Origin of the sequence: Pseudomonas abietaniphila, from assembly GCF_900100795.1 — a bacterium.
GTDB classification, from domain to species: Bacteria; Pseudomonadota; Gammaproteobacteria; order Pseudomonadales; family Pseudomonadaceae; genus Aquipseudomonas; species Aquipseudomonas abietaniphila.
Window position 1 is genome coordinate 68,360 of sequence record NZ_FNCO01000001.1, and the last position, 24,391, is coordinate 92,750.

At 60.2% G+C, this 24,391-nt stretch carries 24 protein-coding genes; 9 read left to right on the top strand and 15 right to left on the bottom strand.

Annotated elements, in window-relative coordinates; genetic code table 11:
• Window positions 1-66: 66 nt before the first annotated feature.
• Complete coding sequence (gene copI, locus BLS87_RS00275) at window positions 67-582, top strand: copper-resistant cuproprotein CopI (RefSeq protein ID WP_074749413.1); 516 nt, start codon at window positions 67-69, stop codon at window positions 580-582.
• A gap of 90 nt (window positions 583-672) precedes the next feature.
• A complete protein-coding gene (gene queF, locus BLS87_RS00280; RefSeq protein WP_074749414.1) occupies window positions 673-1,503 on the top strand; it encodes an NADPH-dependent 7-cyano-7-deazaguanine reductase QueF in 831 nt (276 codons plus the stop codon).
• Between the two features lie 92 nt (window positions 1,504-1,595).
• On the opposite strand, the gene BLS87_RS00285 is transcribed toward queF, so the two are convergent.
• Both BLS87_RS00285 and pcrP read right to left on the bottom strand, forming a co-directional pair.
• Window positions 1,596-1,859: a DUF4404 family protein gene (locus tag BLS87_RS00285; RefSeq protein ID WP_074749415.1), complete on the bottom strand. Its 264-nt coding sequence runs from the start codon at window positions 1,857-1,859 to the stop codon at window positions 1,596-1,598.
• 115 nt (window positions 1,860-1,974) lie between these two features.
• Complete coding sequence (pcrP, locus tag BLS87_RS00290) at window positions 1,975-2,610, bottom strand: HAD superfamily inactivated hydrolase PcrP (RefSeq protein ID WP_074749416.1); 636 nt, start codon at window positions 2,608-2,610, stop codon at window positions 1,975-1,977.
• A gap of 204 nt (window positions 2,611-2,814) precedes the next feature.
• Between pcrP and BLS87_RS00295 the strand changes: the two genes are divergently transcribed.
• The gene (locus BLS87_RS00295; protein WP_074749417.1) at window positions 2,815-3,516 is read left to right on the top strand and encodes an MlaA family lipoprotein; all 702 of its coding nucleotides are present in this window, start codon (window positions 2,815-2,817) and stop codon (window positions 3,514-3,516) included.
• A gap of 99 nt (window positions 3,517-3,615) precedes the next feature.
• On the opposite strand, the gene BLS87_RS00300 is transcribed toward BLS87_RS00295, so the two are convergent.
• Window positions 3,616-3,915, bottom strand: a complete 300-nt coding sequence (locus tag BLS87_RS00300) for a PilZ domain-containing protein (protein WP_074749418.1) — start codon at window positions 3,913-3,915, stop codon at window positions 3,616-3,618.
• A gap of 266 nt (window positions 3,916-4,181) precedes the next feature.
• On the opposite strand from BLS87_RS00300, the gene rssB reads away from it, so the two are divergent.
• Window positions 4,182-5,363 (top strand): two-component system response regulator RssB, encoded by a 1,182-nt coding sequence (gene rssB / locus BLS87_RS00305; RefSeq protein ID WP_074749419.1) that lies wholly within the window; start codon window positions 4,182-4,184, stop codon window positions 5,361-5,363.
• Window positions 5,363-5,845 carry an anti-sigma factor antagonist RssC gene (rssC, locus tag BLS87_RS00310; protein ID WP_074749420.1) on the top strand — a complete coding sequence of 161 codons (483 nt, stop codon included), beginning with the start codon at window positions 5,363-5,365 and terminating at the stop codon, window positions 5,843-5,845. The genes rssB and rssC overlap by 1 nt, the downstream gene beginning before the upstream one ends.
• A 413-nt stretch (window positions 5,846-6,258) precedes the next feature.
• Here the strand turns inward: rssC and tal are convergent, their stop codons facing one another.
• Entirely contained in the window at window positions 6,259-7,185 is a 927-nt protein-coding gene (tal, locus tag BLS87_RS00315) for a transaldolase (RefSeq protein ID WP_074749421.1), read from the bottom strand.
• A 299-nt stretch (window positions 7,186-7,484) separates the two neighbouring features.
• Here tal and dhaL point away from each other — a divergent pair, with 299 nt between their 5' ends.
• Entirely contained in the window at window positions 7,485-9,197 is a 1,713-nt protein-coding gene (gene dhaL / locus BLS87_RS00320; RefSeq protein WP_074749422.1) for a dihydroxyacetone kinase subunit DhaL, read from the top strand.
• 500 nt (window positions 9,198-9,697) lie between these two features.
• On the opposite strand, the gene csgH is transcribed toward dhaL, so the two are convergent.
• The 6 genes from csgH to BLS87_RS00350 form a co-directional block, all read right to left on the bottom strand.
• Window positions 9,698-10,006 carry a curli-like amyloid fiber formation chaperone CsgH gene (csgH, locus tag BLS87_RS00325; protein ID WP_074749423.1) on the bottom strand — a complete coding sequence of 103 codons (309 nt, stop codon included), beginning with the start codon at window positions 10,004-10,006 and terminating at the stop codon, window positions 9,698-9,700.
• Between the two features lie 5 nt (window positions 10,007-10,011).
• Complete coding sequence (locus BLS87_RS00330; RefSeq protein ID WP_074749424.1) at window positions 10,012-10,527, bottom strand: curlin-associated protein; 516 nt, start codon at window positions 10,525-10,527, stop codon at window positions 10,012-10,014.
• Complete coding sequence (locus BLS87_RS00335; protein WP_074749425.1) at window positions 10,511-11,413, bottom strand: CsgG/HfaB family protein; 903 nt, start codon at window positions 11,411-11,413, stop codon at window positions 10,511-10,513. Before BLS87_RS00335 ends, BLS87_RS00330 begins: the two co-directional genes overlap by 17 nt.
• A gap of 54 nt (window positions 11,414-11,467) precedes the next feature.
• The gene (locus BLS87_RS00340) at window positions 11,468-12,493 is read right to left on the bottom strand and encodes a hypothetical protein (RefSeq protein WP_083370548.1); all 1,026 of its coding nucleotides are present in this window, start codon (window positions 12,491-12,493) and stop codon (window positions 11,468-11,470) included.
• A gap of 62 nt (window positions 12,494-12,555) precedes the next feature.
• Window positions 12,556-12,984 carry a curli assembly protein CsgF gene (locus BLS87_RS00345; protein ID WP_083370549.1) on the bottom strand — a complete coding sequence of 143 codons (429 nt, stop codon included), beginning with the start codon at window positions 12,982-12,984 and terminating at the stop codon, window positions 12,556-12,558.
• A gap of 11 nt (window positions 12,985-12,995) precedes the next feature.
• Complete coding sequence (locus BLS87_RS00350; protein ID WP_074749427.1) at window positions 12,996-13,364, bottom strand: CsgE family curli-type amyloid fiber assembly protein; 369 nt, start codon at window positions 13,362-13,364, stop codon at window positions 12,996-12,998.
• 906 nt (window positions 13,365-14,270) lie between these two features.
• Between BLS87_RS00350 and dusA the strand changes: the two genes are divergently transcribed.
• Window positions 14,271-15,272, top strand: coding sequence for a tRNA dihydrouridine(20/20a) synthase DusA (gene dusA / locus BLS87_RS00355; RefSeq protein WP_143024282.1), 1,002 nt, complete (start codon window positions 14,271-14,273; stop codon window positions 15,270-15,272).
• Between the two features lie 86 nt (window positions 15,273-15,358).
• Here the strand turns inward: dusA and BLS87_RS00360 are convergent, their stop codons facing one another.
• From BLS87_RS00360 to xylA, 5 genes are all read right to left on the bottom strand, one after another.
• Window positions 15,359-15,949 (bottom strand): eCIS core domain-containing protein, encoded by a 591-nt coding sequence (locus BLS87_RS00360; RefSeq protein ID WP_074749429.1) that lies wholly within the window; start codon window positions 15,947-15,949, stop codon window positions 15,359-15,361.
• 63 nt (window positions 15,950-16,012) lie between these two features.
• A complete protein-coding gene (locus tag BLS87_RS00365) occupies window positions 16,013-17,149 on the bottom strand; it encodes a sugar ABC transporter permease (RefSeq protein WP_074749430.1) in 1,137 nt (378 codons plus the stop codon).
• The gene (gene xylG, locus BLS87_RS00370) at window positions 17,150-18,721 is read right to left on the bottom strand and encodes a D-xylose ABC transporter ATP-binding protein (protein WP_074749431.1); all 1,572 of its coding nucleotides are present in this window, start codon (window positions 18,719-18,721) and stop codon (window positions 17,150-17,152) included.
• Between the two features lie 218 nt (window positions 18,722-18,939).
• On the bottom strand, window positions 18,940-19,941 hold the full coding sequence (gene xylF, locus BLS87_RS00375) for a D-xylose ABC transporter substrate-binding protein (protein ID WP_074749432.1): 1,002 nt from the start codon (window positions 19,939-19,941) through the stop codon (window positions 18,940-18,942).
• Window positions 19,942-20,253: 312 nt separating this feature from the next.
• A complete protein-coding gene (gene xylA, locus BLS87_RS00380) occupies window positions 20,254-21,570 on the bottom strand; it encodes a xylose isomerase (RefSeq protein WP_074749433.1) in 1,317 nt (438 codons plus the stop codon).
• Window positions 21,571-21,740: 170 nt separating this feature from the next.
• On the opposite strand from xylA, the gene BLS87_RS00385 reads away from it, so the two are divergent.
• A complete protein-coding gene (locus BLS87_RS00385; RefSeq protein ID WP_074749434.1) occupies window positions 21,741-22,919 on the top strand; it encodes a XylR family transcriptional regulator in 1,179 nt (392 codons plus the stop codon).
• Window positions 22,920-22,987: 68 nt separating this feature from the next.
• Window positions 22,988-23,914: a Gfo/Idh/MocA family protein gene (locus tag BLS87_RS00390; RefSeq protein ID WP_074749435.1), complete on the top strand. Its 927-nt coding sequence runs from the start codon at window positions 22,988-22,990 to the stop codon at window positions 23,912-23,914.
• The last annotated feature ends 477 nt before the right edge of the window (window positions 23,915-24,391 follow it).

Genomic DNA, 24,391 nt, shown 5'->3' on the forward strand with positions numbered 1-24,391 from the left:
GTCAGCTGATTGCCAGTGGCGGCGGCCTACCTTAGCGTCATCGATCGTCGTTGACTGGAGATTCACATGTTTGCTCGTTTAATCGCTGCTGCCGTGTTGCTGGGCGTAAGTTTGTCGTCGTTGGCGTCCCCCGGTGAGCATTTTGCCTTCGGCCACCCGGCCAAAGCCGACCAGGCGACCCGCACCCTGGAGCTGACCCTGGGCGACATGTACTTCGAACCCAAGTCTCTGGCCGTCAAGGAAGGGGAGACCGTACGCTTCGTGCTGGTCAACAAGGGGCAGTTGCTGCACGAGTTCAACCTGGGTGACGCGGCCATGCACGCCGCGCATCAACAGGAGATGCTCAAGATGGTCGCCAGCGGCATGCTGACGTCGACCGGGATGAAACATGACGGCATGGCGGGGATGGATCACGGCGCCATGGGCATGAAGCACGACGACCCGAACAGTGTGCTGGTGGAGCCTGGCAAAACCGCTGAGCTGACCTGGACCTTCACCAAGGCCACCGACCTTGAGTTTGCCTGCAATATTCCCGGCCATTATCAGGCTGGCATGGTCGGAAAAATCGCGATTGCCGACTAATCGCTGAAAGCGCGGGACAAAACCTATAAACTTCGCGGTCAGGATTTTCAAATCAGCCCCTCACATCCGCTTTCAGGTTCAGGTCCCGCCATGCATCCCGCAGCCGAACACTCGCCGCTGGGCAAGTCCAGTGAATACATCGCCACCTACACGCCGTCTCTGCTGTTTCCGATTCCCCGTGCCGCCAAGTGGGCGGAGTTGGGGCTGACGGCCGAGACGCTGCCGTATCAGGGCTTCGATTTCTGGAACTGCTACGAGCTGTCCTGGCTGTTGCCGTCGGGCAAGCCGGTGGTCGCCATCGGCGAGTTCTGCATCCCGGCGGACTCGCCCAACATCATTGAGTCCAAGTCCTTCAAGCTTTACCTGAACTCGCTGAACCAGACGCCGTTCGCCTCTCAGGATGATCTGGTAGCCACCCTGGAGAAAGACCTGTCGTCCGCTGCGGGCAAGCCCGTGGGCGTGCGCATTCGTTCGCTGAAGGACATCGAGGCCGAGGGCATCGTGCCGGTGCCAGGGGTGTGCGTCGACGAGCTGGACGTGACCATCCACAGTTATGACCGGCCACAGCCTGAATTGCTGCGGTGCGATGAGGCGCGTGTGGTCGAGGAGTCGCTGCACAGCCATTTGCTCAAATCCAATTGCCCGGTCACCAGCCAGCCGGACTGGGGCAGCGTTGCAGTGCAATATCGGGGTGCGGCGCTGGATCACGCGAGCTTTCTGGCTTACATCGTCAGTTTCCGCCAGCATTCGGACTTTCATGAGCAGTGCGTAGAGCGAATCTTCATGGACCTGCAGCGGCTGCTCAAGCCCGAAAAACTCACCGTGTCCGCGCGCTATGTGCGTCGCGGCGGGCTGGACATCAATCCGTACCGCAGCACCGAAACGCTCACGCTGGAAAACGGGCGTCTGGCACGTCAGTAACAGGCAATGCTTCTACAGGGGCCGCCTTTCGTTGCTGGAAACTAAAAAGCCCGTCATCACGACGGGCTTTGCCTTTCAAATCAACCGAAACGTCAGATTCCGATATTGCCCAAGGTCAGCACGATGTTGCGCAGGGTCCCTGCAATCCCGGGGTGTTCCAGCTCGAACCGCTCGACCGCAAGGTTCACGCCGTCGGCCAGATTATTGTCCGGGGTGGCGGTTTCGACAGCGATCTCCGCTTCAATTTGCGCCATCAGCGTGTGCAGGTCAGCGCGCTCTTCCTCGGTCAGCGGAGGATTCTGTTCCAGTTGCTCGCGCAGGGTGTTGAGTTGTGCTTGCAGTTCGCGGGCGGGCATAGGGTGCTCCCTTCATGAATAGTCTCAGCATGGACCGCGACGCGTGCGCAAAGGTCCTTTGCAGCTAAGACTAATCCACTCTGCGCCACCTTGCATGACGCCGATCAAACGAGTGTCAGGGCTTTTCGGCTTTGAGGCGTCTCAAGGTGATGTCGGCGAGGCAGGACTCCAGCTCACCCAAGTGATCGATCACCGAATGCGCACCGGCCGCGTACAGTTCCAGCGTCGCCCGGCCACGCCGACGTTCGCGGTCCAGATCGCTCAACGCCTCCCACTGTGCAGGAGACAATCCGCACAGGGGGCCGCACGAGGCCAGACCCACCGTCCACAGTCCGGCGTTGAGACCGGCCATCAGCAGCCGGGGGTCGCCACTGACCAGCACGCAACCGTCAAGCTGTCCGGCATTCAGGCGCATCAACGCCTGCCAGCACGCGTCCGGTGCGGGCCAGTGGTTATTCGGGCGGGGGGTGGAATGGATCAAACCCTCCAGAGGCGCCGCCAGTTGCTCGGCGATGCTGGCCGGGTACTCGTCGATCCAAGCACAGGGAATCTGTTGTTGCTTGAGGCTCTTGAGCGCTGCCAGTGCGCCGGGGGTGGGGGTGGCGAACGGGCTGGCATCCTGAGAATGGAAAGAAAGGCCGTCACTGCTGCGTAATGTCCGGGCCTGTGCGCCGAAATCAACCAGGCAACCGCTCAGACCAAACAGCACGGCGGTGAAAGACGGGGCGGGCACTGCGACCGGGGCGAGCATGGAATTCCCTCTCAAATGGCAATGACGCTAAGGGATTTGCATGACAGTCCGGTGACCGGCGTGTGACATTGTGAGCAGATGTTTAAGGGCCTACGGCATTCCGTCAGTTTTCGACGACGTAAAACGTCGCGGAACGCTTTATACTCCCTCTCTTTGGTTTGGGGCGTAGCGCCCGCTTCATTACTTTGACTGGGAGTCTCAGCTATGCCCGTGACCGGTGCAGGCTTTATCAATCGTCTGGCTCGAACGTGTTTCTGGGCCGGTCTGGCCTTGGTGCCAATGGCGGCTCAGGCCGCTGAAGACGATCCATGGGAAGGCGTCAACCGCGCGATCTTCCGTTTCAACGACACCGTCGACACCTACGCGTTGAAACCCATCGCCCAGGGGTATGAATTCATCACCCCGCAGTTTCTTGAAGACGGCATCCACAACATGTTCAAGAACATCGGTGAAGTGACCAACTTCGCCAACGATGTCCTGCAGGCCAAGCCTGAAGCCGCCGGTGTGGACACCGCGCGCCTGATCCTCAACACCACCTTCGGCCTGTTGGGCTTCTTCGATGTGGGCACCAAAATGGGCCTGCAACGTAACGATGAAGACTTCGGTCAGACCCTTGGCCATTGGGGCGTGGAAAGCGGTCCATTCGTCATGCTGCCGTTTTTCGGCCCGAGCACCGTGCGTGACGCATTCGCCAAATACCCTGACACCTACACCCAGCCGTATCGCTACATCGATCACGTGCCGACCCGTAACACGGCGTTGGGCGTAAGCGTGGTGGATACCCGTGCCAGCCTGCTGTCTGCAGAGAAGCTGATCAACGGCGACAAATACATCTTCATTCGTAACGCGTACCTGCAGAACCGTGAGTTCAAGGTGAAAGACGGCAAGGTCGTCGACGATTTTTAATCGCCTTGCGATTCGCGTGAAGATGCAAAAAAGGCGACCTTTGGGTCGCCTTTTCTTTTTCGGAATTTGTCGAAAATGTGAAGTAGTTCCGAAGTGCCATCACTTCATGGTCAGGATGGTCAGTCCCAATTTTTGCTCGCCGCCGTCGATGTCGGCAATCCAGACCACCTCGGTGTCGGCTTCCAGACCCTTCAATGCAGTGTGTTCGGATTCGATCCGAACACTGATCCTGTCACCCACCTTGAACGAGCGCGGCGCCTGTATCTGCATGCCTGAGCTGGATAAATCCACGCACACCGCAGGGATGATCTGACCCGCATAGATCAGGCTGATGTCCGCGTCGACACGCATGCGGATGTAATCTCGTTTCTCTGCATAGTCGCGATCAATCTGGCCCATGGCGCATCCTTCGTTTTCGTTGCTGATTTAAAGGTTCTTATAACTCCCGGCGATTTGCGATGTAAAGACGCTGGCCGACCGCTGGAGCGAGCTTGAAACGCCCGGCGGATGGGAGTACCGTCTGCGCCTTGAAGGGCACCTCTGACACGTGAAGCGTTTGACCAAAAGTCCGCTCCCTGACTCCAGAGAGGCTAGAAGCGAATCCAGTATGCGGCCTGACAGAATCCGACCGCGTACGCCAACCTAATCTGGCGCCGTTTGCCCACATGCAAAAAACCAGTGCCACGCTGCTGATTATCGATGACGACGAAGTAGTGCGCGCGAGCCTCGCGGCCTATTTGGAAGACAGTGGGTTCAGCGTCCTGCAAGCCAGTAACGGCATGCAGGGTCTACAGACCTTCGAGCAAGAAAAGCCTGATCTCGTGATCTGCGACTTGCGCATGCCTCAAGTGGGCGGCCTTGAGCTGATTCGGCAGGTGACCAGTCTCGCTCCGGAAACCCCGGTCATCGTGGTGTCGGGTGCGGGTGTGATGAGCGACGCCGTCGAAGCGTTGCGTCTGGGTGCGGCCGATTACCTGATCAAGCCCCTCGAAGACCTTGCAGTGCTTGAGCACTCGGTACGACGGGCGCTGGATCGCGCGCGCTTGCTGCAAGAGAACAAGCTGTACCGTCAGAAGCTGGAGACCGCCAACCGCGAGCTCGAAGCCAGCCTGCACCTGCTGCAGGAGGACCAGGACGCGGGCCGTCAGGTTCAAATGAACATGCTGCCGACCAGTCCCTGGGCCATCGACTCGTTCGAGTTCGAACACGAAATCATTCCGTCGTTGTACCTCTCCGGCGATTTCGTGGATTACTTCCGGGTCGACGACCGTCGTGTAGCGTTTTACCTGGCCGACGTGTCAGGCCACGGTGCTTCCTCGGCCTTCATCACCGTGCTGCTGAAATTCATGACCACGCGCTTGCTGTTCGAATCCAAGCGCGGCGGTACGTTACCGAAATTCAAGCCTTCCGAGGTCCTCGGCCATATCAACCGTGGTCTGATCAGCTGTAAGCTGGGCAAACACGTGACGATGGTGGGTGGCGTGATCGACGAAGAAACCGGGCAATTGACCTACAGCGTTGGCGGCCATTTGCCGCTGCCGGTGCTGTACACGCCAACCGAGACGCGTTATCTCGAAGGGCGCGGTCTGCCGGTGGGGTTGTTCAATGAAGCGACGTATACAGACCATGTGCTGGATCTGCCTGAGTCCTTTAGTCTAACCCTGCTGTCTGATGGCATTCTGGACCTTTTGCCAGGTGATACACTCAAAGAGAAAGAAGCCAACTTACCTGAATTGGTGAAGTCGGCGGGCGGCAGCCTGGATGGCCTGCGTCGTAAGTTTGGATTGGCCACACTCGGGGAGATGCCGGATGATATCGCCTTGTTAGTGTTGAGCAGGAACCTTTAATGAGTACCGGTAGAATCCAGTTTGCCGAGCAAGATGGCACCTTTGTCCTGAAGTTTGTGGGTGAAGTGCGTCTGACTCTCTGCTCGGCGTTGGATGCGACGATTGAGCGGATCTTCACCTCGATGAATTTTTCGACCGTGGTGATCGATCTGACCGAAACCCGCAGCATTGACAGTACAACGCTCGGCCTGCTGGCCAAGCTGTCCATCCTGTCGCGGCAGAAAGCGGGCCTGCTGCCCACTGTCGTGACCACTCACGAAGACATCACGCGCCTGTTGCAGTCGATGGGCTTCGATCAGGTGTTCAACATCGTAGGTCGTCCGATTCCGCGTCCCGAGACGCTGAGCGACCTTCCGTCGCAGGATCAGTGCGAGGACGTGGTCAAGGCCAAGGTCCTGGAAGCGCACAAGATTCTGATGGGGCTCAACGACTCCAATCGCGAAGCGTTTCGCGACCTGGTGAACGCGCTCGAGCATCAGTAGGATTTTCTCTTGGCTCTGGCTGAGGCCGATCGGTTTCGCTTTAGCAAATTGCTTCTAAAAGCGGGGAAGTGGACCTACCAGAAGTAACCGATATTGCTGTCCCTGTTTTTGATCGTTCTCACTGACAGTGTCAGACAGACTGCGTATGCAGGATTTGCTGCCGGTTCCCGGCAGATCGTCGGCAAGCCAAACTCCTACGCCCTCCGGGCAGAAGCAAGACAGTGCGCAGGTCAAACTCTGCGTGGCAATGCCCGTCAGGACGCTTCGTGCCCCCAATGACGCAGAGCGTCATGCGCTGCGTACCACGCGGAGCGTGGGAACGATCAAAAGCCCAAGCCCGACGACGCGATTCCATAGACGAAAAAAAGGGCAGCACCCAAAAAGGATGCCGCCCTTTTCACCAACCCGATGTATTACGCCTTGGCGCTCAACAACGCCTCGAGCTTCTCCTGGTCGCGGGCAAACTGACGAATGCCCTCAGCCAGCTTCTCGGTCGCCATCGCATCTTCGTTCGACGCCCAGCGGAACTGGCTTTCGTTCAGCGTCTGACGTGGCTCGCCACCGTTACCCGGCTTTAGCTTCTGAGCCAGGGTGCCAGTGTCTTCAGCCAGCTTTTGCAGCAGGTCCGGGCTGATGGTCAAACGGTCGCAGCCGGCCAGCTCTTCGATCTGGCTCAAGTTACGGAAGCTGGCACCCATGACCACGGTCTTGTAGTCATTGGCCTTGTAGTAGTTGTAGATGCGGGTGACCGACTTGACGCCCGGGTCTTCGGCACCGACGTAATCCTTGCCTTCGGCCTTCTTGTACCAGTCGTAGATGCGACCCACGAACGGCGAAATCAGGAACACACCCGCGTCAGCACAGGCCTGGGCCTGAGCGAAGGAAAACAGCAGCGTCAGGTTGCACTGGATGCCTTTCTTTTCCAGCTGCTCCGCAGCGCGGATGCCTTCCCAGGTCGAGGCCAGCTTGATCAGGATGCGATCACGGCCGATACCGGCCTGGTCGTACAGCTCGACCAGACGTTCTGCGCGTTCGATGCAGGCGTTGGTGTCGAAAGAGATGCGGGCGTCCACTTCGGTGGAAACACGACCCGGAACCACTTTCAGAATTTCCTGGCCGATCGCCACGGCGAAACGGTCGCTGGCCAGGCCGATGTCATTCTTCGCGCCGCTGAACGCTTCCTTCAGGCGGTCGGCGTTGCTGTCGCTGGAGGCGGCTTTGAGCAACAGGGAAGGGTTGGTGGTGGCATCAACCGGCTTGAGCTTTTCAATGGCAGCGAAATCGCCAGTATCGGCGACGACGGTGGTGATTTTTTTGAGTTGTTCCAGCTTGGAAGTCATGAGCGTGCTCTGTCCTGTGGGTGTGATGACATTACCCGAGCGCCGCCGGTCACTCAAGGGCGTAAACCGCAACAAACACGCTGATCCAGAGGGCTGCATTTGCGCAAACAGCAGACCTGTGCATCAGCCACGATCCCGGAAAAACATGACGTTGAGGTTGTCAGTCAGGGTGCGTGGTTGACGGTTCCCGAGGAGGGCGGATACTCGATCCAGACTGGTTGGAGCCCGGAGGTGGCGGGTTGTTCCCCGCACTGTCGTCTATTGTGGTCTGACCGATTCGGGCGAAAGGGATCATCACCATGAAGAAATTGATCAATGACCCGCTGGGTGTCGTCGATGACATGCTGGAGGGGGCCGTGCTGGCCGATCAGCGGCTAGTGCTGCTGGAAGGGGAAAACATCGTTGCTCGCCGGGATTTTCAGGCGCTTGGCCAGAGCGGAAAAGTCAGCATCATCTCGGGTGGCGGCGCAGGTCATGAGCCGGCGCATGGGGGCTATGTCGGCGGCGGCATGCTCACGGCTGCGGTCGCCGGGCCCGTGTTCACGTCGCCGAGTGTCGACGCGGTGTTGAAGGCGATCATGGCCCTTGCCGGACCGGCGGGTGTGTTGCTGATCGTCAAGAACTACACCGGCGATCGTCTCAACTTCGGGCTTGCGGCGGAAATCGCCAGGGCGGCGGGTGTGGAAGTTGACATGCTGGTTGTCGGTGACGATGTCGCGCTGGATAACCAAGGCGGGCAAGTCGGGCGGCGGGGCATTGCCGGAACCGTGTTCATTCACAAGGTGGCCGGTGCGGCAGCGGAGGCTGGACTCACGCTGTCGCAGGTCAAGGCCGAAGCGGAGCGTGCGGCCGCGGGGCTGTTCAGCATGGGCCTGGCACTCGGCGCCTGCACCGTGCCTGCCGCCGGAAAGCCGGGGTTTAACCTCGGCGACGATGAGGTCGAGTATGGGCTGGGCATTCATGGGGAAAGCGGCGTGCGGCGCGGCCGGATTCAATCGGCGGACGAGATGGTCGACGTGTTGTTGGCACGCCTCGTCGAGCAGGGTGAGCTGAAGGCGGGTGAGCGCATCGCGCTGATGGTCAATAACCTCGGTGGTACGGCGGTTCAGGAACTGGACATCGTGGCGCGTCAGGCGTTATCGGGGTGTGCGGCACTGGGAATGCAGGTCGAGGCCGTCATGGTCGGTACGTTCCTGACAGCCCTTGAGATGGCGGGGTGTTCGCTTTCGATCCTGCGTGTCGATGACGCGCTGCTGACACGACTCAAGGCGCCGACTGACGCGACCGCATGGCGAGGCATGACGACGCCCAGTGCTGTCGTCTCCCGGGTGCCGGTGGTGAGCGTGACCGAGCAGCATGCGTTCACAGGCGCGTCCTGGTCGTCGGACCAGGCTGATGCCATGAGGAAGGTGCTGCAGGCGGTCAGCCAGGCGTTTCAGCACAGCGAACAGGTGCTGACGGAACTCGATTCGGTGGTGGGGGACGGTGATATCGGCATCAGTCTGGCGCGAGGGGCTCGAGCCATCGATGCGGCGTTGGAATCACTTGCGCTGGACCGGCCAGCGGTCGCGTTGCAACAGCTGTCGGCCATTCTGCGGCGGGTTTTGGGCGGGACGTCGGGGCCGCTGTATGCCGTTTTCGTGCTGCGTGCGGGTGTGGCGCTTTCGGAGCACGCCGAACCAGGTTCTGTGGGAGCATGGGCCGAGGCATTGCAAGCGGGGTGCGACGGGATGGTGAGGCTCGGCGGTGCCAGTGCGGGCGACAGAACGATGCTGGATGCGCTGATTCCCGCTGCGGCTGCGCTTTCGTCCCAAGCGAAGGGTGTGGCTACGGCCGATGCGGTCTTGCAAATGGCCATTGCCGCAGAGATCGGGGCTGAGGCGACGCGTACGATGTTGCCGAGCAAGGGACGTTCTTCCTACCTCGGTGAGCGGGCGCTGGGGCACGTCGATCCAGGGGCTTACGCGGTGGCGCTGTGGATGCGTGCGGTTGCTTCGGCCTTGGGCGATTGAAGCAGGGCGATGTGAGCGGACGCGTTGACCTGTCAGTGACTGAGACTATAGCCAAAGGCTTACACGGGCTGAGGCGAACTCGCCCTATGAACTGAAACATTTGAGGGTTACATTGGATCCATCAACTGAAGCGAAGGAACCGCTTCGCAGATCACGGATGATCAGCCATGGCGCGGAGCGCTGCCGACAGGATGTTGGAATGGCCTTGAACTGAAAAACGACCCGCTTCGGCGGGTTTTTTTATGGCTGCAACTTAAGGGTTTTTCGAGTTTTTTGCCGATGCGGGCGGTGATTCTTTATTTAACGTTTGCCCGGTCGGGAATACGCCACGCATCCTGTAGGAGCAGTCGGAGGTTACGACGGCCGCGAACGCGGTGGGTCAGTGAAATCACTGCCTTAGGCATACCGCATTCGCGGCCGTCGTAACCTCCGACTGCTCCTACAAGGTGTGCGGTGGGTCATTGAAATCACTGTCATAGGCACACGCAGGCGTTTCGCAGTCATTGACTGCCCGCACCACCGCACGCGCTGTCCATCTCTTTCACCAGCGTGTTCTCTTGAAACACCTGCAGATGCACCTGACAGGTCCCGCCCGCAGGCAGGTTCACACTCACGCTGTTGGCCGGAACACCGCTCTGCACATCGCCTTGCTGGTTGATCCTCGACATCCCGTTCACGCTCGTCTGGCTGACCGTCATGCGGTACTGCAGGGTCAACGGCACCGGGTTTTCGATGTGCGGGCGAATGACCACCATCGCGCCATGGCGCTGGGTATCGATCGATACCGCCAGTTGGGAAACGTCCATCATCAGGTCTACCTCTGGGTCGCGCTGGCTTTCATGTTATCGCCGTACTGGGTCACCGACACCGTACCGCCGAATCCGGCCTGGTTCACGGTCGCTTGGTTTGACTGTCCGTACTGCCCGACGAATGCCTGATTATAGGCGCCGGCCTGCACCACGTTCGCCGAGTTGTCGGTGCCGTGCTGCGCGACGCCGGTCTGGTTTTGATTGCCCGACTGGGTGACCTGCGTGGTGTTACCCGATCCGTTTTGCTGCGCAGTGATCGAGTTGTTCGCGCCGCTCTGGTTGATGACCGCCTGGTTGCGACTGCCCACTTGACTCTGCACCATCCGTTGCGAGGCACCGCTCTGATCGACCCGCGCCTTGTTGTAGGAACCGATCTGCGAAATCGTCGCGACGCTGTTGCCCACCGTGATGTCGGCGTAGCGATCTTCGCGCACCAGATCGGCGGCGTGGCAGAGGGTGCTGCCGAGCAGCAAAGCCGCCAGCAGCACGCCGTTTCGACCCTTGTTATTTTTGAGTGACATTCTTGTCTCCAGTTGGCAGCAGCGCCTTGTCGGCTTCGGCCATCGGCGCCGTGGACATTTGTTCGTCATAGCTCTGCAGATAACTCTGCAACAACGGCTTGTTCAGATCGTCGGGGTTCTTGAGGTTCCAGCTGCCGTCGCGCGCACCTTGGGCAATCATGTGGATCAGCGCGGTTTCGATGGCTTCGCGTACGCATTGCTGCACGGGCTCGTTCCGTGACAGGCCTGTTTCCACTTCCAGCAAATGCTTGAGCGACACGAAGCGGAAGATGCCGAAGTCGACCTGGATCGAGAACACGGTCTTGGTGGTGGTGATGCTCTGAATGATGTCGCCGGTCCGGATGTCGATTGCGCGCAGGTTCACCGTCACCTGGTCCTGGCGATAGAGCTCGGACGGCCCTACACCGAGGTAGCGAACACCGATACCGCCGGTCCTGACGTTGCTTTCGTAGGCGACGATCGCGCCTTCGATGATCATGTTGGCTGGCCGCAAGGCGGGCAGTTGAACCTGGGACTGGTCTTGTGGCTGCTCCAGCGCGCGGATGATCTTGCGCTCGGTCAGCAGGTCTTGCAGGTTTTCGCGTTCGACCGGTTTGAACCAGCGCGAATCGCGCAGCGCAGTGATCAGCAGCGACGCGGCGCCCTGAGTCACTGATGTGGAAAACGAGCTGTCGGGTGACGGTTTGTATTGACCGGTCTGGTCACGCAAGCCGTACACGGCAACGCTGATAGGGCCCGCAGGGGCAGGCAGGTGCGTCAGGTCTCGCAGGCTCTGTGTCGGCGGCGACAGCGTAGCGGGCGAGATGGTCGCTGCAGGACGCGAAGTGGCACAGCCGGCGATTAGCATTACGGCAGAGACAATCAATGTAAACGAACGGACGCGCATTCTTATTCTTCCTACAAAGAAAACCCCGCCGGATCACCGGCGGGGTAAGACATCTTAGTGTTGGTAGACAGTTGCGACGTTGCCGCCACCGCCAGACTGGCTGACGTTGGCGACCATGTTGTTGCCCGATTGAGTCACGCCCACCACGTTGGCTGCGCTGAAGTAGCCCGAGCTGGAACCGGTCTGGCTGACGGTCGCGCGGTTGTTGTTGCCGGTTTGCAGCAGGGATTCTTCGTTGTAGCTGCCGGTCTGGGTGCTGGACGCGTAGTTGTTGTTGCCACGTTGCTGAACGTTGGCTTCCAGCGAGCTGCCGCTCTGGTAGAGGCCCGCGGTGTTGTAATCGCCACGCTGTGTGGCCGTCGCGGTGCTGGCGCTGGCGCCGTTCTGTTGAACGTTGCCCAGGTTGTTGTTGCCGTTCTGGTCCACTTTGGCAGTGACCGCATACGTGCTGTTCAGCTGCAGAACACTGCCGGTGTTGGAGTTGCCGGTCTGGTTGACGGTACCGGAGATGAAGCTGCTGTTGCCCTGTTGGGTCACGCTTGCCAGGTTGTAGTTGCCCGACTGGGTGATGGACGCGCCAGTCCCGTTGCCGTTACCGGTTTGCGAGGTGGTCGCGGTGTTGTTGTTGCCGTTGCCCTGAGTGATGCTGGCGCTGGTACGGGTGTTGGACGCCTGACCGATGGTCGCGGTGTTGTACGCAGAGGATTGATCCAGGGTTGCGGACTGACCCAGCACGTAAGAGCCACCGGTCTGGGTAATCGCGCCGGAGTTGTTGTTACCGGACTGCTTGGCAGCGGCGCTGTTGTAGTTGCCGCTCTGATTGATATTCAGGGAGCTGTAGCTGGCGGTCTGGCTGATCGCGGCGCCCGAGTAACGACCTGCAGCAGGAATGCCGGCGGTGTTCTGGCTGCCTTTCTGGTTGATGTTGACGGTCGACTGGGTCGCGCCTTGCTGGTCGACGTTCAGGGCGTTGCTGGAACCGTCCTGAGTGGTGTTGACGGTGCTGTCGTCAGCCATGGCTGCGCCAGAGAGAGCCATCAGGACAGCGAGAGACAGAAGGGATTTACGTGCGTGCATCATGATCTTCCTTTTTCAGTTTTGTACTTGGGTTTTGGGTGTTGCAAATCGTCTTGCGGCAGGTCTTACGGTTGATTCACTTGAAACTGGGTGGTCTGGCCGGTGTTCTTGTCGGTGGTGACAATCTGCAGCAGCCCGCCTTGAAGGTTGGTGATCGAGATACGGAAGTCGGTGGTTTCAACGATCCCGGGCACCAGTTGGCCGTTGGCGCCGACGATGCTGGAGGTCACGGCTGACGACACGCGGCTGAGAATGGCGCTCTGCAACATGCTGTTGAATTGCGTCAGTGCGGTCTGTCCCGATGCGCCGGATGACGACGACTTCTCGGTAAAGTGGTTTTGCGCCTGCGCCTGGTTCAACAGCACCGGTCCGTTCAGCGGGTTGCCACCGAATGACGGGTTGTTGGGCACATAAGCCAGCTCGCTGGCGTGGGCGTTGACAAAGGCGCCGGACACAAGTGCCAGGCTGACTACGGCCAGTGAAATGCGCTGCATATCCATACCTTTCATAGTTCGTCGCGGCCCAGGTCCGGGTCGCCAAAGAATTGTGCGAGTTGGTAATCGAGAATCGCCTGATACACCTGCGCCGCGGCGTCGGCGCCAATGGCGGGAATCAACGTACGGTTAGGTGGCAGGAACATCGAGAACAGGCGGCGGTTGCCGTAGTCGACGAACACTTGACTGCCCAGACGTGCAGTCGGGCGTTCGCTGATGGCGACGGTGAAGGTCCCGTCCTCGTCCTTGTCGCGCCACGCACTGGCAAAACTGTCGTAGAACGCACGACCGGCCATGGTCATGGTCTGGCCGATCACCAGCCCGCCTACATCTCGGCGATTGAGTGTGCGGTGTTGATCGACGGTCGCAGAACTGTTCACGCTCGTTTGTGCAAAGAGTGTGGATGCCGCGCACAGTTGTACGATCAGGACGCAAATAGCGCGTGAGTACGTCATGTTTGTAGGGCCGGTGTTACAGAGTTGGTACTTGTTATATAGGAATAAATTCACTTTGCCACTACGAACTTAAAAATAATTTCATTATTTTTATTGGCGTCAAATTGCGTGCGGTTTTTTAGTTGAGTCGATAGAGGCTTAATGAAAGGGGGAGAGAATTCATGGCGTCAAAAAAAGAGGTATGGGGTTGGGTGTTAGCCCTTGTAAATGCTGGGGTTTACGCATGGGTAGGGGCGCCTCGGTGAGGCCTGTTTAATTGAATGTCGAGGTGTCGTACTGCGCGGAGAGTCTTTTGCGTGTGTTTAATCGCAGCCTCTTATTAAGGGGGCGCGTTTGAAGTCAGTGGGCGTGTGAGATTAAGTAGGCAGTCGTCAGGGTGTTTTCTTTTGCTGTTATTACTCGGTGTGAGGGGCGTCGTGTAATGAAAGTTTGGCGATAATAATTAAGCGTCATGTTTAAAGGGGTCAGTGTTTTGAGGGTGTATGTAAGTCAGTCAATTTGCGCCGTTTCAATCAGGTGTCTGAACGGGAGGCGTCTGGCACGCGGCTTGGATCCAGACATTGTTCGTGCGGTAATCGAGTCAGATGCACGGCGTTGTTCTGGCGCATATGGGATTCGGATTGAGGCGCGAACCCTTCTCGTATCAATTCTGAAACACTCGCGAAGTTGCGCAAAAGTGATGTCTCATTGCCACTTAGTTCGGGCCTCGGGAAAGGGGCATTGCACGCCGCACGCCATCCGGAACATGGCCATGCGCCTACAGCTTGATCGCGCTAACTGTTAAACTGCGCGCCCATTACGCCTGACCCTTCTGACCGCCCCATGCTGCCAATGACCGCTTCACGCCCCGCCAGCGCGCCCCGCGAACCTTCACGCCGCTTCTCCGTTGCGCCGATGATGGACTGGACCGATCGCCATTGCCGGTTCTTCCTGCGCCTGCTGTCGAAGAACGCACTGCTGTACACCGAGATGGTCACCACCGGCGCCTTGCTGCACGGCGACAGCGAGCGTTTCCTGCGCCACGATCAGAGCGAGCATCCGCTGGCGCTGCAACTGGGCGGGAGCAACCCGGCAGACCTCGCCGCCAGCGCACGTCTGGCACAGGCGGCGGGGTACGACGAGGTCAACCTCAACGTCGGCTGCCCGAGCGACCGGGTGCAGAACCACATGATTGGCGCGGTGTTGATGGGCCACCCGCAGCTGGTCGCCGATTGCGTCAAGGCGATGCGCGATGCGGTGTCGATTCCGGTGACCGTCAAGCACCGCATCGGCATCAACGGCCGGGACAGCTACGAGCAGCTCTGTGAATTCGTCGGCACGGTGCGCGACGCGGGCTGCACCAGTTTCACCGTGCATGCCCGTATTGCGATCCTTGAGGGCCTGTCGCCGAAGGAAAACCGTGACATCCCGCCGTTGCGCTATGAGGTCGCCGCGCAGCTCAAGCAGGATTTTCCCGACCTGGAGTTCATCCTCAACGGCGGCATCAAGAGCCTGGAACAATGCCAGGAACACTTGAAAACATTCGACGGCGTAATGCTGGGCCGCGAGGCTTACCATAACCCGTACCTGCTGGCGGACGTCGACCGCGAACTGTTCGGCGGCACTGAACCGCCCATCACCCGCGCCGAAGCACTGGCGCAGCTGCGTCCTTACGTCGAAGCCCACCTGCGCGATGGCGGCTCGATGCACCACATCACCCGCCATGTGCTGGGGCTCGGCACGGGCTTCCCCGGCGCCCGTAAATTCCGCCAGCTGTTGTCGGTGGACATTCACAAGACCGACGATCCGCTGGGCTTGCTGGACAAGGCTGGGGAGTTGCTGGAAGGGCGGTGAGCCCGTCGGCAGGTGCGTGCCTCAACCATCGGGTTCGCCAGCAAGCCGGCTCCTACGAGGGATAGCGCGGCGCTCGCCTGCCCGGTTCAGGGATCGAGCCCGCGCAATACGCGTCCGACCTCGGTCTGTATCTGATACGCCGGCGCTTCCACCGCATTGAAATCCTGGGTGTAGCGCTGGGCGAACCCGTCAACGCCCCATTCCTGATACTGCTGCACGTGTTTGAGTTCGTGAGCCCACAGGGCAACGTCGTGCTCAGCGGACTCGGCCGTGCGGAAGACAATGATGTCGATCAGGGTGACGGCGCCGATGTCGGGGTTTTGCATCATCGCGCTGGCGGCGCTGAGTTCGCCGTTGTCGCCGACTTTATAGAGGGCTGCGTCCAGCACGCTGGGCGGATACCAGCGCAGCAGTTGCTCGCGGATCGCCTCGGGAATGGGTTGTGTACCGCTCATGGCGGCGTCGGCGCGGGACTGGCTGAGCCAGAGGGCAAGCGCCGGACCGGCGACCTGGGTCACTTCGGTGGGCAGGCCGCTGCCGAGGATCTTTCCCAGATCGGGCAAGCAGATGCAGCCATTGAGGCAGATGAGTTGTTCCCCGGCCGGACAGGACACAGGGTCGGCGAGGGCACTCGCGCCAAGGCAGGTCAGAAGCAGGGCGAGCAGGGCGTTGCGCATGAATGTGTCCGGAACGGAAGTGCGCTTAGCCTAGCTGCTCGCCGGGATTTTCTGTAGCCCGGCTCAACGCCGTCCGGTGCGCGTGCTCACGTCCACCCAGACCGCCAGTACCAGAATGCTGCCCTTGACGATCATCTGCCAGTAGCTGTCGACGTCGAGCATCGACATGCCGTTGTCCAGGCTGGTGATCACCAGCGCGCCAAGTAACGCGCCGTACACCGTGCCGGACCCACCGCGCATGGACGTGCCGCCGATGAAGCAGGCGGCGATGGCATCCAGTTCACCCATGCTGCCCGCCGACGGCGAACCCGCCGCCAGACGCGCCGTGTTCACCAGCCCCGCCAGGGCGCACATGACGCCCATGATGCCGAAGATCCACAGCTTGACCGCTTGCACGTTGATGCCCGACAGCCGCGTGGCTTCCATGTTGCTGCCCACCGAATAGATGCGGCGGCCGAACACGGTCTGGCTGGTGATGTAGCTGAAGACGCCGAGCAAGACCAACAGCAGCAACACCGGCACCGGGATGCCGTCATAGCTGTTGAGCGTGTAGACGAAACCTGCCAATACCGCGCCGATCAGCACGACCCGCAGAACATCGCGCAGCAGTGCGTGCGGGGCCAGACCATGCAGCGCGCGGTTGCGACGCTGGCGCCAGGTCAGGAACACAGTCAGGGCGAACAGCAGGACCCCAAGTGTCACGCCGACCAGCGGCGGCAAATACCCTTGGCCGACATAGACCAGTTGCGGCGACACCGGCGCAATGGTCGTGCCGCCCGTGATGCCCAGTAGAATCCCGCGAAACGCCAGCATGCCGCCCAGGCCGACAATAAAGGAAGGGATGCGCAGGTACGCTGTCATGGCGCCGTTGGCCAGCCCGATCAGCAGCCCACACAGCGCCACGATGCCCAGGTTTACCGGCAGGGGCACGTGGTAGACCACGTCAAGAATCGCCGCCACGCCGCCCAGCAAGCCGAGCAACGAGCCCACGGACAGGTCGATTTCACCGCTGATGATCACCAGCACCATGCCGCACGCCAGGATGCCGGTGATCGACATCTGCCGCAGCAGGTTGGAGAGGTTGCGCGGCGTGAGAAAGCCGCCCTCGGTCTGCCAGCTGAAGAACAGCCAGATCACGGCGATGGCGATGACCAGCGCGAGCATTTTGTAGCGGGTGAAGAGTTGTTTGACCTGATTCATTTAAGCGGAGCTCCCCACGGCAGCTGGTCGATCATTATTGTTATGTCCGTCGGGCTGGCTAAGCGCGGCGGCGAGCACCTGTTCCTGCGTCAGGTCCTGGTTGATGAAGTCCCCACGCAACTGGCCTTCGCCGATCACCAGTACGCGGTCGGAGACGCCGAGCACTTCGGCCAGCTCCGACGACACCATGATGATCGACACACCGTTGGCAGCCAGTGCGCCCATCAGTTTGTAGATCTCGTACTTGGCGCCCACATCGACACCGCGTGTGGGCTCGTCGAGGATCAGCACGCGCGGCTGGGTCAGGAGCATTTTGGCCAGCACCGCTTTCTGCTGATTACCGCCCGAGAGGCTGGTGATGGGCAGGAACGGGCTCGCCGTCTTGAGGTGCATGCGCGCGATTTCCTTGTCGATGCTGCCCAGTTCCTTCTCGGCATCGATGCGTGTCAGGTGCGCGAAGCTGTCGAGCACTGCCAGGGTAATGTTCTGGCCGACGCCGAGGTCGGGGATGATGCCCTGACGCTTGCGGTCCTCGGGCACCATGCAGAGCCCTGCGCGAATCGACTTGAGTGGCGTGCGGGTGTCGATTTTCTGGCCTTCCAGCCAGACCTCGCCCTCATAGCGTCCGGGATAAGCGCCGAACAGCGCTGACACCAGCTCCGTGCGACCGGCGCCGACCAGCCCGGCAATGCCGAGGATCTCGCCACGTTTGAGGGTGAAAGAAATGTCGTCGACGCGTTTGCGTCTGGGGTTGTCGATGTCGTAGCAGGTGAAGTGCCGGGCTTCGAAAATCACCTCGCCGACGGCGTGGGGTTCGGTGGGGTAGAGGTTGCTCATCTCGCGGCCGACCATCTGAGTGATGATCTTGGGGATGTCCATGTCGGCCATGGCGGTGGTTGCGATGTGTTTGCCGTCGCGGATCACCGAAATCGTGTCGCACACGGCGGCCACTTCATCGAGCTTGTGCGAGATGTAGACGCAGGCCACGCCCTTGGCCTTGAGGTCGCGGATGATGTCCAGCAAGACGTCGATTTCCGAGCGGGTCAGGGCCGACGAGGGCTCATCGAGGATCAGCAGACGTGCTTGCTTGTTCAGTGCCTTGGCGATCTCGACCAGTTGCTGATAGCCACCGCCGTACTGCGAAACCGGCAGCGAGACGTTCATGTCAGGCACCTTCAGCTCGCGCATCAGGGCTTCGGCACGGTGGATCATCGCCGGGTAATTCATGCGGCCGCCCGGCAAGGTCAGCTCATGGCCCATGAAAATATTTTCTGCCACCGACAGGTCGGGGACCAGCGTCAGTTCCTGGTGGATGATGACGATCCCGGCGGCTTCGGTCTCGCTGATGGAGTGGGCTTTGAGCGGCTGGCCGTCCCAGACGATTTCGCCGTCCCAGGTGCCATGGGGGTAGACCGCTGACAGCACTTTCATCAGGGTCGATTTGCCGGCACCGTTCTCGCCGCACAGCCCGACGCACTCGCCGGGCCGGACCTTGATGTCGATGCCGTTCAGGGCGTTGACACCGCCGAAGGATTTGACGATGCCGTTCATTTGCAGCAGGTAGTCGGACATTGCGCGGTATTCCAGGACAGGCCGGAGGTCTCATGCAGGCGCGTGGCTTGTCCCGCGATCGGCGGCGAAGCCGTCGTAAATTCAGCAGACGCGTTGTGGCAGGCAAACCACAGTGTCAGGTTTTACGACGGGTTCCCCGCCGATCGCGGGACAAGCCACGCTCCTACAGGTGTCGGTGCAGGGCTCACACTGCAGCTATGGCACCCTGCGAGGGGCGATCACTTCCCGGCGATCTGATCCTTGGTGTAAAACCCGTCCTTCTCCAGCAGGTCGATGTTGTCCTTGGTCAACGGCGTCGGGGTCAGGAGGATGGTGTCGACCTTTTTCGTGCCGTTGTCGTATTGAGAGCTGAACGCCGGTTTCTCGTTGCGCGCCAGTTGCACCGAGAGCTTGGCCGCTTCCGAGGCGATCAGCTTCAGCGGTTTGTAGACGGTCATGGTCTGGGTGCCGTCGATCACGCGTTTGACCGCCGCAAGGTCGGCGTCCTGACCGGAGATCGGCACCTTGCCCGCCAGTTTTTGCGCGGCCAGGGCCTGGATCGCACCACCGGCCGTGGCGTCGTTGGAGGCGACGATGCCGTCGATCTTGTTGCTGTTCTTGGTCAGGGCGTTTTCAACGATGCTCAGGGCTTCGGTCGGGTTCCATTCCTTGACCCACTGCTGGCCGACAATCTTGATGTCGCCCTTGTCGATGGCCGGCTGCAGCACTTTCATCTGGCCTTCGCGCAGCACTTTGGCGTTGTTGTCGGTCGGGGCGCCGCCGAGCAGGAAATAGTTGCCCTTCGGCTGCGCCTTCAACACGCCGGCAGCCTGCATTTCGCCGACTTTCTCGTTATCGAACGAGATGTAGGCGTCGATGTCGGCGTTCAGGATCAGGCGGTCATAGGACACCACCTTGATCCCGGCTTTCTTGGCCTCGGCCACTGCGTTGGTCAGGACGGTGGCGTTGAACGGCACGATGACGATCACGTCGACGCCGCGAGAAATCAGGTTTTCGATCTGGGAGATCTGCTTCTGTTCGTTGGCATCGGCCGATTGAACGAAGACTTTGGCGTCCATCTTCTCGGCCGCCGCAACGAAGTAGTCACGGTCGCGCGACCAGCGTTCCAGTCGCAGGTCGTCGATGGAGAAACCGATTTTCGGATGGGCCGCGTCGGCCATCACCGGCAGACTGAGCAGGGCCAGGGCGCTGGCGAGCAAGGTGCGTTTCAGGTTTTTCATTGTGGTGCGTCCTTTTATTGTTGTTTGGGGGCACTTCCTGAGCGTGTACGTGTTACCGGGTAAAACTGTAGTGAGTTGTCGGAGCCCGCGAGCAACGAATTGTCGCGAGATTGTAACCGCCACCTTTTGAACCACTGTGCGGGTCTTTTTGCAGGAGCCGGCGTGCTGCGGTCGGCTCCTACCGGTCATGCGGCCGCCTCTGACGAAGGCGGTGTGTCAGTCAATCGCAAGGGTGAGTGACGCACCACATTCGCCAGCAAGCCGGCTCCTACAACATCAATGCAAGACCTGGGAGCCGGTGCCAGACACTGCTCAGCGGTAGATGAATCTGTTCACCACGCCTTCGAGCATCTCCTGACGGCCACTGACCGCCTGTGGGTTGAGTTCATGGTCGAACGCATGTTGCGCCAGTGCTTCCAGGCTGAACTCCCCGGACAGGACGGCGCGGCCAAACGGTTGATCCCAACCGGCGTAGCGGGTGTTCTTGAACTGCTGAAGCTGATCGTTTTCGATCATGGCCGCCGCGCGCTCAAGGGCCAGGGCAAGCACATCCATCGCTGCGACGTGGCCGTAGAACAGGTCGACTTCATCGAGGCTCTGACGGCGCACCTTGGAGTCGAAGTTGAAGCCACCGTTCTTGAACCCGCCTGCTTTAAGGATCTCGTAGGTCGCCAGGGTCATCTCTTCAACACTGTTAGGGAACTGGTCAGTGTCCCAGCCGTTCTGCGGGTCGCCCCGGTTGGCGTCGATGCTGCCGAAAATGCCCAGCGAGGCCGCCGTGGCGATTTCGTGATGGAAACTGTGGCCCGCGAGGGTCGCGTGGTTTGCCTCGATGTTGACCTTGATCTCCTTCTCCAGGCCGTACTGCTGCAAAAAGCCGAACACGGTGGCGCTGTCGTAATCGTATTGGTGTTTGGTCGGTTCCTGCGGCTTGGGCTCGATCAGCAGGTCGCCCTTGAAGCCGATCGCGTGCTTGTGCTCGACCACCATGCGCATGAAGCGCCCCAGTTGCTCGCGTTCGCGCTTAAGGTCGGTATTGAGCAGCGTCTCGTAACCTTCACGACCGCCCCACAGGACGTAGTTCGAGCCTTTCAAGCGCTGCGTGGCGTTCATGGCGCTGAACACCTGAGTGGCGGCATAGGCGAAGACTTCCGGGTCCGGGTTGCTCGCAGCGCCCGCCGCAAAGCGCGGATTGCTGAAGCAGTTGGCGGTGCCCCACAGCAACTGAATGCCACTGCTTTCCTGATGACGTTCGAGCTCGTCGACCATGTGCGCGAAGTTGTGGCGGTATTCCTTCAGGCTGGCCCCTTCAGGCGCCACGTCGGTGTCATGGAAGCTGTAGTAATCGATGCCCAGTTTGGAGAAGAACTCGAACGCGGCTTCGGCCTTGAAGCGCGCGAGTTCCATGGCATCGCCCGGTTTGATCCAGGGACGCTTGAAGGTGCCGACGCCGAACATGTCGGCGCCTGGCCAGACGAAGGTGTGCCAGTAGCAGGCCGCCATGCGCAGGTGCTCGCGCATCGGCTTGCCAAGGATGATCTTGTCGGCGTTGTAATGGCGGAAGGCAAGGGGAGAATCGCTGTCGGGACCTTCGTAGCGAATCCTGTCGATCTCGGGGAAGCAGGGCATCGGTCGTTTCCTTGTTGTTCTGGTTGATCGGCGACTGTCCCGATACTAACAACGGGCCTGACCTTCAAAATTATGAAAATCACCAACTCGGTGTTCGATTTTGAGTATTGAGATTCGCCTCGCGCAGGCCTAGTCTGTGCCGACCTGTTTCACCGGCTCGGGGAAAAACAATGAAAACCGTCCCGCCCGTTCACCGTATTGCCCTGCTGTTCAACGGCGGCAAGATCTACGATCGCGGCATCATCACCGGCATCGGCAATTACCTGAGCAGCACGCGCGCGTCCTGGGATCTGTTCCTTGAGGAGGATTTTCTCTGCCGTCTGAAAGGCATCGAGCGCTGGCAAGGCGACGGGATCATTGCCGACTTTGACGATCCGCTGATTGGCGAGGCGCTGGCCGGGAGCAAACTGCCTGTGGTCGCGGTGGGCGGCTCTTACGAAGACGAACGCGCCTACCCGAAGCACATTCCCTATGTGGCGACCGACAACTTCGCGCTCATCAAGCTGGCGTACGAGCACCTGATCGAGGCCGGGCTGACGCGTTTTGCCTGCTTCAGCCTGCCGGAAGCCCAGAGCAATCGCTGGGCGCAGGAGCGGGAAAAGGCCTTCCGCCGCCTGCTGCAACGAGACGGTTTGCGCGGCGAGGTCTATCGAGGCCTGAGCACCAGCGCGCCGCTTTGGGACAGCGCCGTGGAACAGCAAATCGCCTGGTTGCAGAGTCTGCCCAAACCCATCGGCATCATTGCCGTGAGCGACGCACGTGCCCGTCAGTTGCTGCAGGCCTGTCTGACGGCGGGCATCGCCGTGCCGGAGCAGGTGGCGCTGATCGGCATCGACAACGACCCGCTGACCCGCACCTTGACCCGCGTGCCGCTGAGCTCAGTGATTCAGGGCACCCAGAGCATGGGCCGCACGGCCGCGGCTCTGTTGCACCAGATGCTGCACGGCATGCCCTCCACGACAAGTCAGATCCTGGTGCCGCCGGAAGCCATCAACGTGCAGGCCTCGAGCCTGCACCAGCCGTTGGGCAACCCTTACGTCATGCAGGCGCTGCACTTCATTCGACAGTACGCGTGCCAGGGCATCAAGACCGCGCAGGTCGCGGGGTATGTCGGGATCTCGCGCTCTTCGCTGGAATCGCATTTCCGCAAGGCGCGCGGTTGCAGCGTGCATGACGAAATCCTTCGCTTCAAATTGGCGGCGGCGGCTTCGCGGTTGGAAAAAACCGATTCGGCCATCGCCGACATCGCGCAGCATTGCGGCTTCAAATCCGCGCAGTACCTGCATACCGTGTTTCGCCGAGAGTTCGGCTGCACCCCGCGCGAGTATCAACAGGACGTCGCGCATTGAATTGCTTTTGAGGCACGGCCTGCCGGGCGTGCCTGACCATAACAACGACAACATCATGGGAGTCATCGATGCATCCGATTCGTTTAGGGCTGGTGGGTTACGGCAAGATCGCGCAAGACCAGCACGTGCCGGCGATCCGCGCCAACCCGCAGTTCGAGCTGGTGGCCGTCGCCACCTTGGGTCCACATTGCCCCGGCGTCGACAATTTCAGCTCGCTCGCCGATCTGCTCGCGCACGGTCCGCAGGTGGATGCGATTGCGTTCTGCACACCGCCGCAAGGCCGTTTCGCACTGGTTCAACAGGCCCTGGACGCCGGCAAGCATGTGCTGGTGGAAAAGCCACCGTGCTCGACCCTCGGTGAAGCGATGTCGCTGATCGATGAGGTAAAACAGGCGGGTGTCAGTGGGTTGTTCGCCTGGCATTCGCGTTTCGCGCCGGGTGTGGCGAACGCCAAAGCATGGCTTAAGGGCAGAACCCTGACCCAGGTGCGCGTCGAATGGAAAGAGCAGGTGCGCAAATGGCACCCCGGTCAAGCGTGGATCTGGCAGGCAGGCGGTCTGGGTGTGTTCGACCCGGGCATCAACGCGCTGTCCATCGTCACCGATCTGCTTCCGGGTTCGCTGTTCGTCACGTCTGCCGCGTTGAGCGTGCCGGACAACTGCCAGTCCCCGATTGCTGCGAACCTGAGCATTCGAAGCCAGGCCCAGGTGGAGGTGCTGGCCGAATTCGATTTCGACCACAGCGACAACGAACTGTGGCGCATCGAGCTGCACAGCGAGGAAGGCATGATGCGTCTGGATTCGGGAGGCGCTCAGGTCAGCATCGATGGCGTGCCGCAGGGCGTTTCAGAGGAGGGCGAATACCCGGCGATGTACCGGCATTTCGCGCAATTGATCGCCGACAAGCAGAGCGACCTCGACCTGCAGCCGCTGCGCATTGTGGCGGACAGTTTTTTTGTCGGCAGCAAGGAGACGGTGGCCGCGTTTCACGAGTAAAGCGTTGCGCTGACGCAGCACACACCCTGTAGGCGCGAGCTGGCTCGAGAAGGTGGTGGTTCAGAACCATCGGTGATGAATCACACACCGCCTTCGTTCTCGAGCTGGCTCAATGCAGCGTGGGACAAAAGACAGTCAGCGGAATGAATCAAGCGCAGATTCGGGCGTTAACGCGGATCAGAACTGGCCAACGCCCGACAAGGCGATACAGAACGAAACGATCAGCATCAGCAGAATGGACATGTTGATGGACATTGAGGAAATCCTTGTTCGGGTAGTCAATGTCGGCATGATCCCAATCCGCGATGGGAAAATGAACGGCGTTCTCGAGTATGTTGGCTATCGACACAATCAATAGTCCGACGCTTTGAACCTATGGCGGCAGCTGTGCCAAGTGAAACCCTGCAGCCGCATGCCTTTGCGGTTTGCCGGCGCGGGTGTCAATGAGCGCTGCGTTGCAGTCAGTCCTGCGAGTTG

Coding starts and splice junctions, on each gene's coding strand:
- copI (WP_074749413.1), top strand. CDS start 67: ATGTTTGCTCGTTTAATCGCTGCTGCCGTGTTGCTGGGCGTAAGTTTG.
- queF (WP_074749414.1), top strand. CDS start 673: ATGCATCCCGCAGCCGAACACTCGCCGCTGGGCAAGTCCAGTGAATAC.
- BLS87_RS00285 (WP_074749415.1), bottom strand. CDS start 1,859: ATGCCCGCCCGCGAACTGCAAGCACAACTCAACACCCTGCGCGAGCAA.
- pcrP (WP_074749416.1), bottom strand. CDS start 2,610: ATGCTCGCCCCGGTCGCAGTGCCCGCCCCGTCTTTCACCGCCGTGCTG.
- BLS87_RS00295 (WP_074749417.1), top strand. CDS start 2,815: ATGCCCGTGACCGGTGCAGGCTTTATCAATCGTCTGGCTCGAACGTGT.
- BLS87_RS00300 (WP_074749418.1), bottom strand. CDS start 3,915: ATGGGCCAGATTGATCGCGACTATGCAGAGAAACGAGATTACATCCGC.
- rssB (WP_074749419.1), top strand. CDS start 4,182: ATGCAAAAAACCAGTGCCACGCTGCTGATTATCGATGACGACGAAGTA.
- rssC (WP_074749420.1), top strand. CDS start 5,363: ATGAGTACCGGTAGAATCCAGTTTGCCGAGCAAGATGGCACCTTTGTC.
- tal (WP_074749421.1), bottom strand. CDS start 7,185: ATGACTTCCAAGCTGGAACAACTCAAAAAAATCACCACCGTCGTCGCC.
- dhaL (WP_074749422.1), top strand. CDS start 7,485: ATGAAGAAATTGATCAATGACCCGCTGGGTGTCGTCGATGACATGCTG.
- csgH (WP_074749423.1), bottom strand. CDS start 10,006: ATGATGGACGTTTCCCAACTGGCGGTATCGATCGATACCCAGCGCCAT.
- BLS87_RS00330 (WP_074749424.1), bottom strand. CDS start 10,527: ATGTCACTCAAAAATAACAAGGGTCGAAACGGCGTGCTGCTGGCGGCT.
- BLS87_RS00335 (WP_074749425.1), bottom strand. CDS start 11,413: ATGCGCGTCCGTTCGTTTACATTGATTGTCTCTGCCGTAATGCTAATC.
- BLS87_RS00340 (WP_083370548.1), bottom strand. CDS start 12,493: ATGATGCACGCACGTAAATCCCTTCTGTCTCTCGCTGTCCTGATGGCT.
- BLS87_RS00345 (WP_083370549.1), bottom strand. CDS start 12,984: ATGCAGCGCATTTCACTGGCCGTAGTCAGCCTGGCACTTGTGTCCGGC.
- dusA (WP_143024282.1), top strand. CDS start 14,271: ATGACCGCTTCACGCCCCGCCAGCGCGCCCCGCGAACCTTCACGCCGC.
- BLS87_RS00360 (WP_074749429.1), bottom strand. CDS start 15,949: ATGCGCAACGCCCTGCTCGCCCTGCTTCTGACCTGCCTTGGCGCGAGT.
- BLS87_RS00365 (WP_074749430.1), bottom strand. CDS start 17,149: ATGAATCAGGTCAAACAACTCTTCACCCGCTACAAAATGCTCGCGCTG.
- xylG (WP_074749431.1), bottom strand. CDS start 18,721: ATGTCCGACTACCTGCTGCAAATGAACGGCATCGTCAAATCCTTCGGC.
- xylF (WP_074749432.1), bottom strand. CDS start 19,941: ATGAAAAACCTGAAACGCACCTTGCTCGCCAGCGCCCTGGCCCTGCTC.
- xylA (WP_074749433.1), bottom strand. CDS start 21,570: ATGCCCTGCTTCCCCGAGATCGACAGGATTCGCTACGAAGGTCCCGAC.
- BLS87_RS00385 (WP_074749434.1), top strand. CDS start 21,741: ATGAAAACCGTCCCGCCCGTTCACCGTATTGCCCTGCTGTTCAACGGC.
- BLS87_RS00390 (WP_074749435.1), top strand. CDS start 22,988: ATGCATCCGATTCGTTTAGGGCTGGTGGGTTACGGCAAGATCGCGCAA.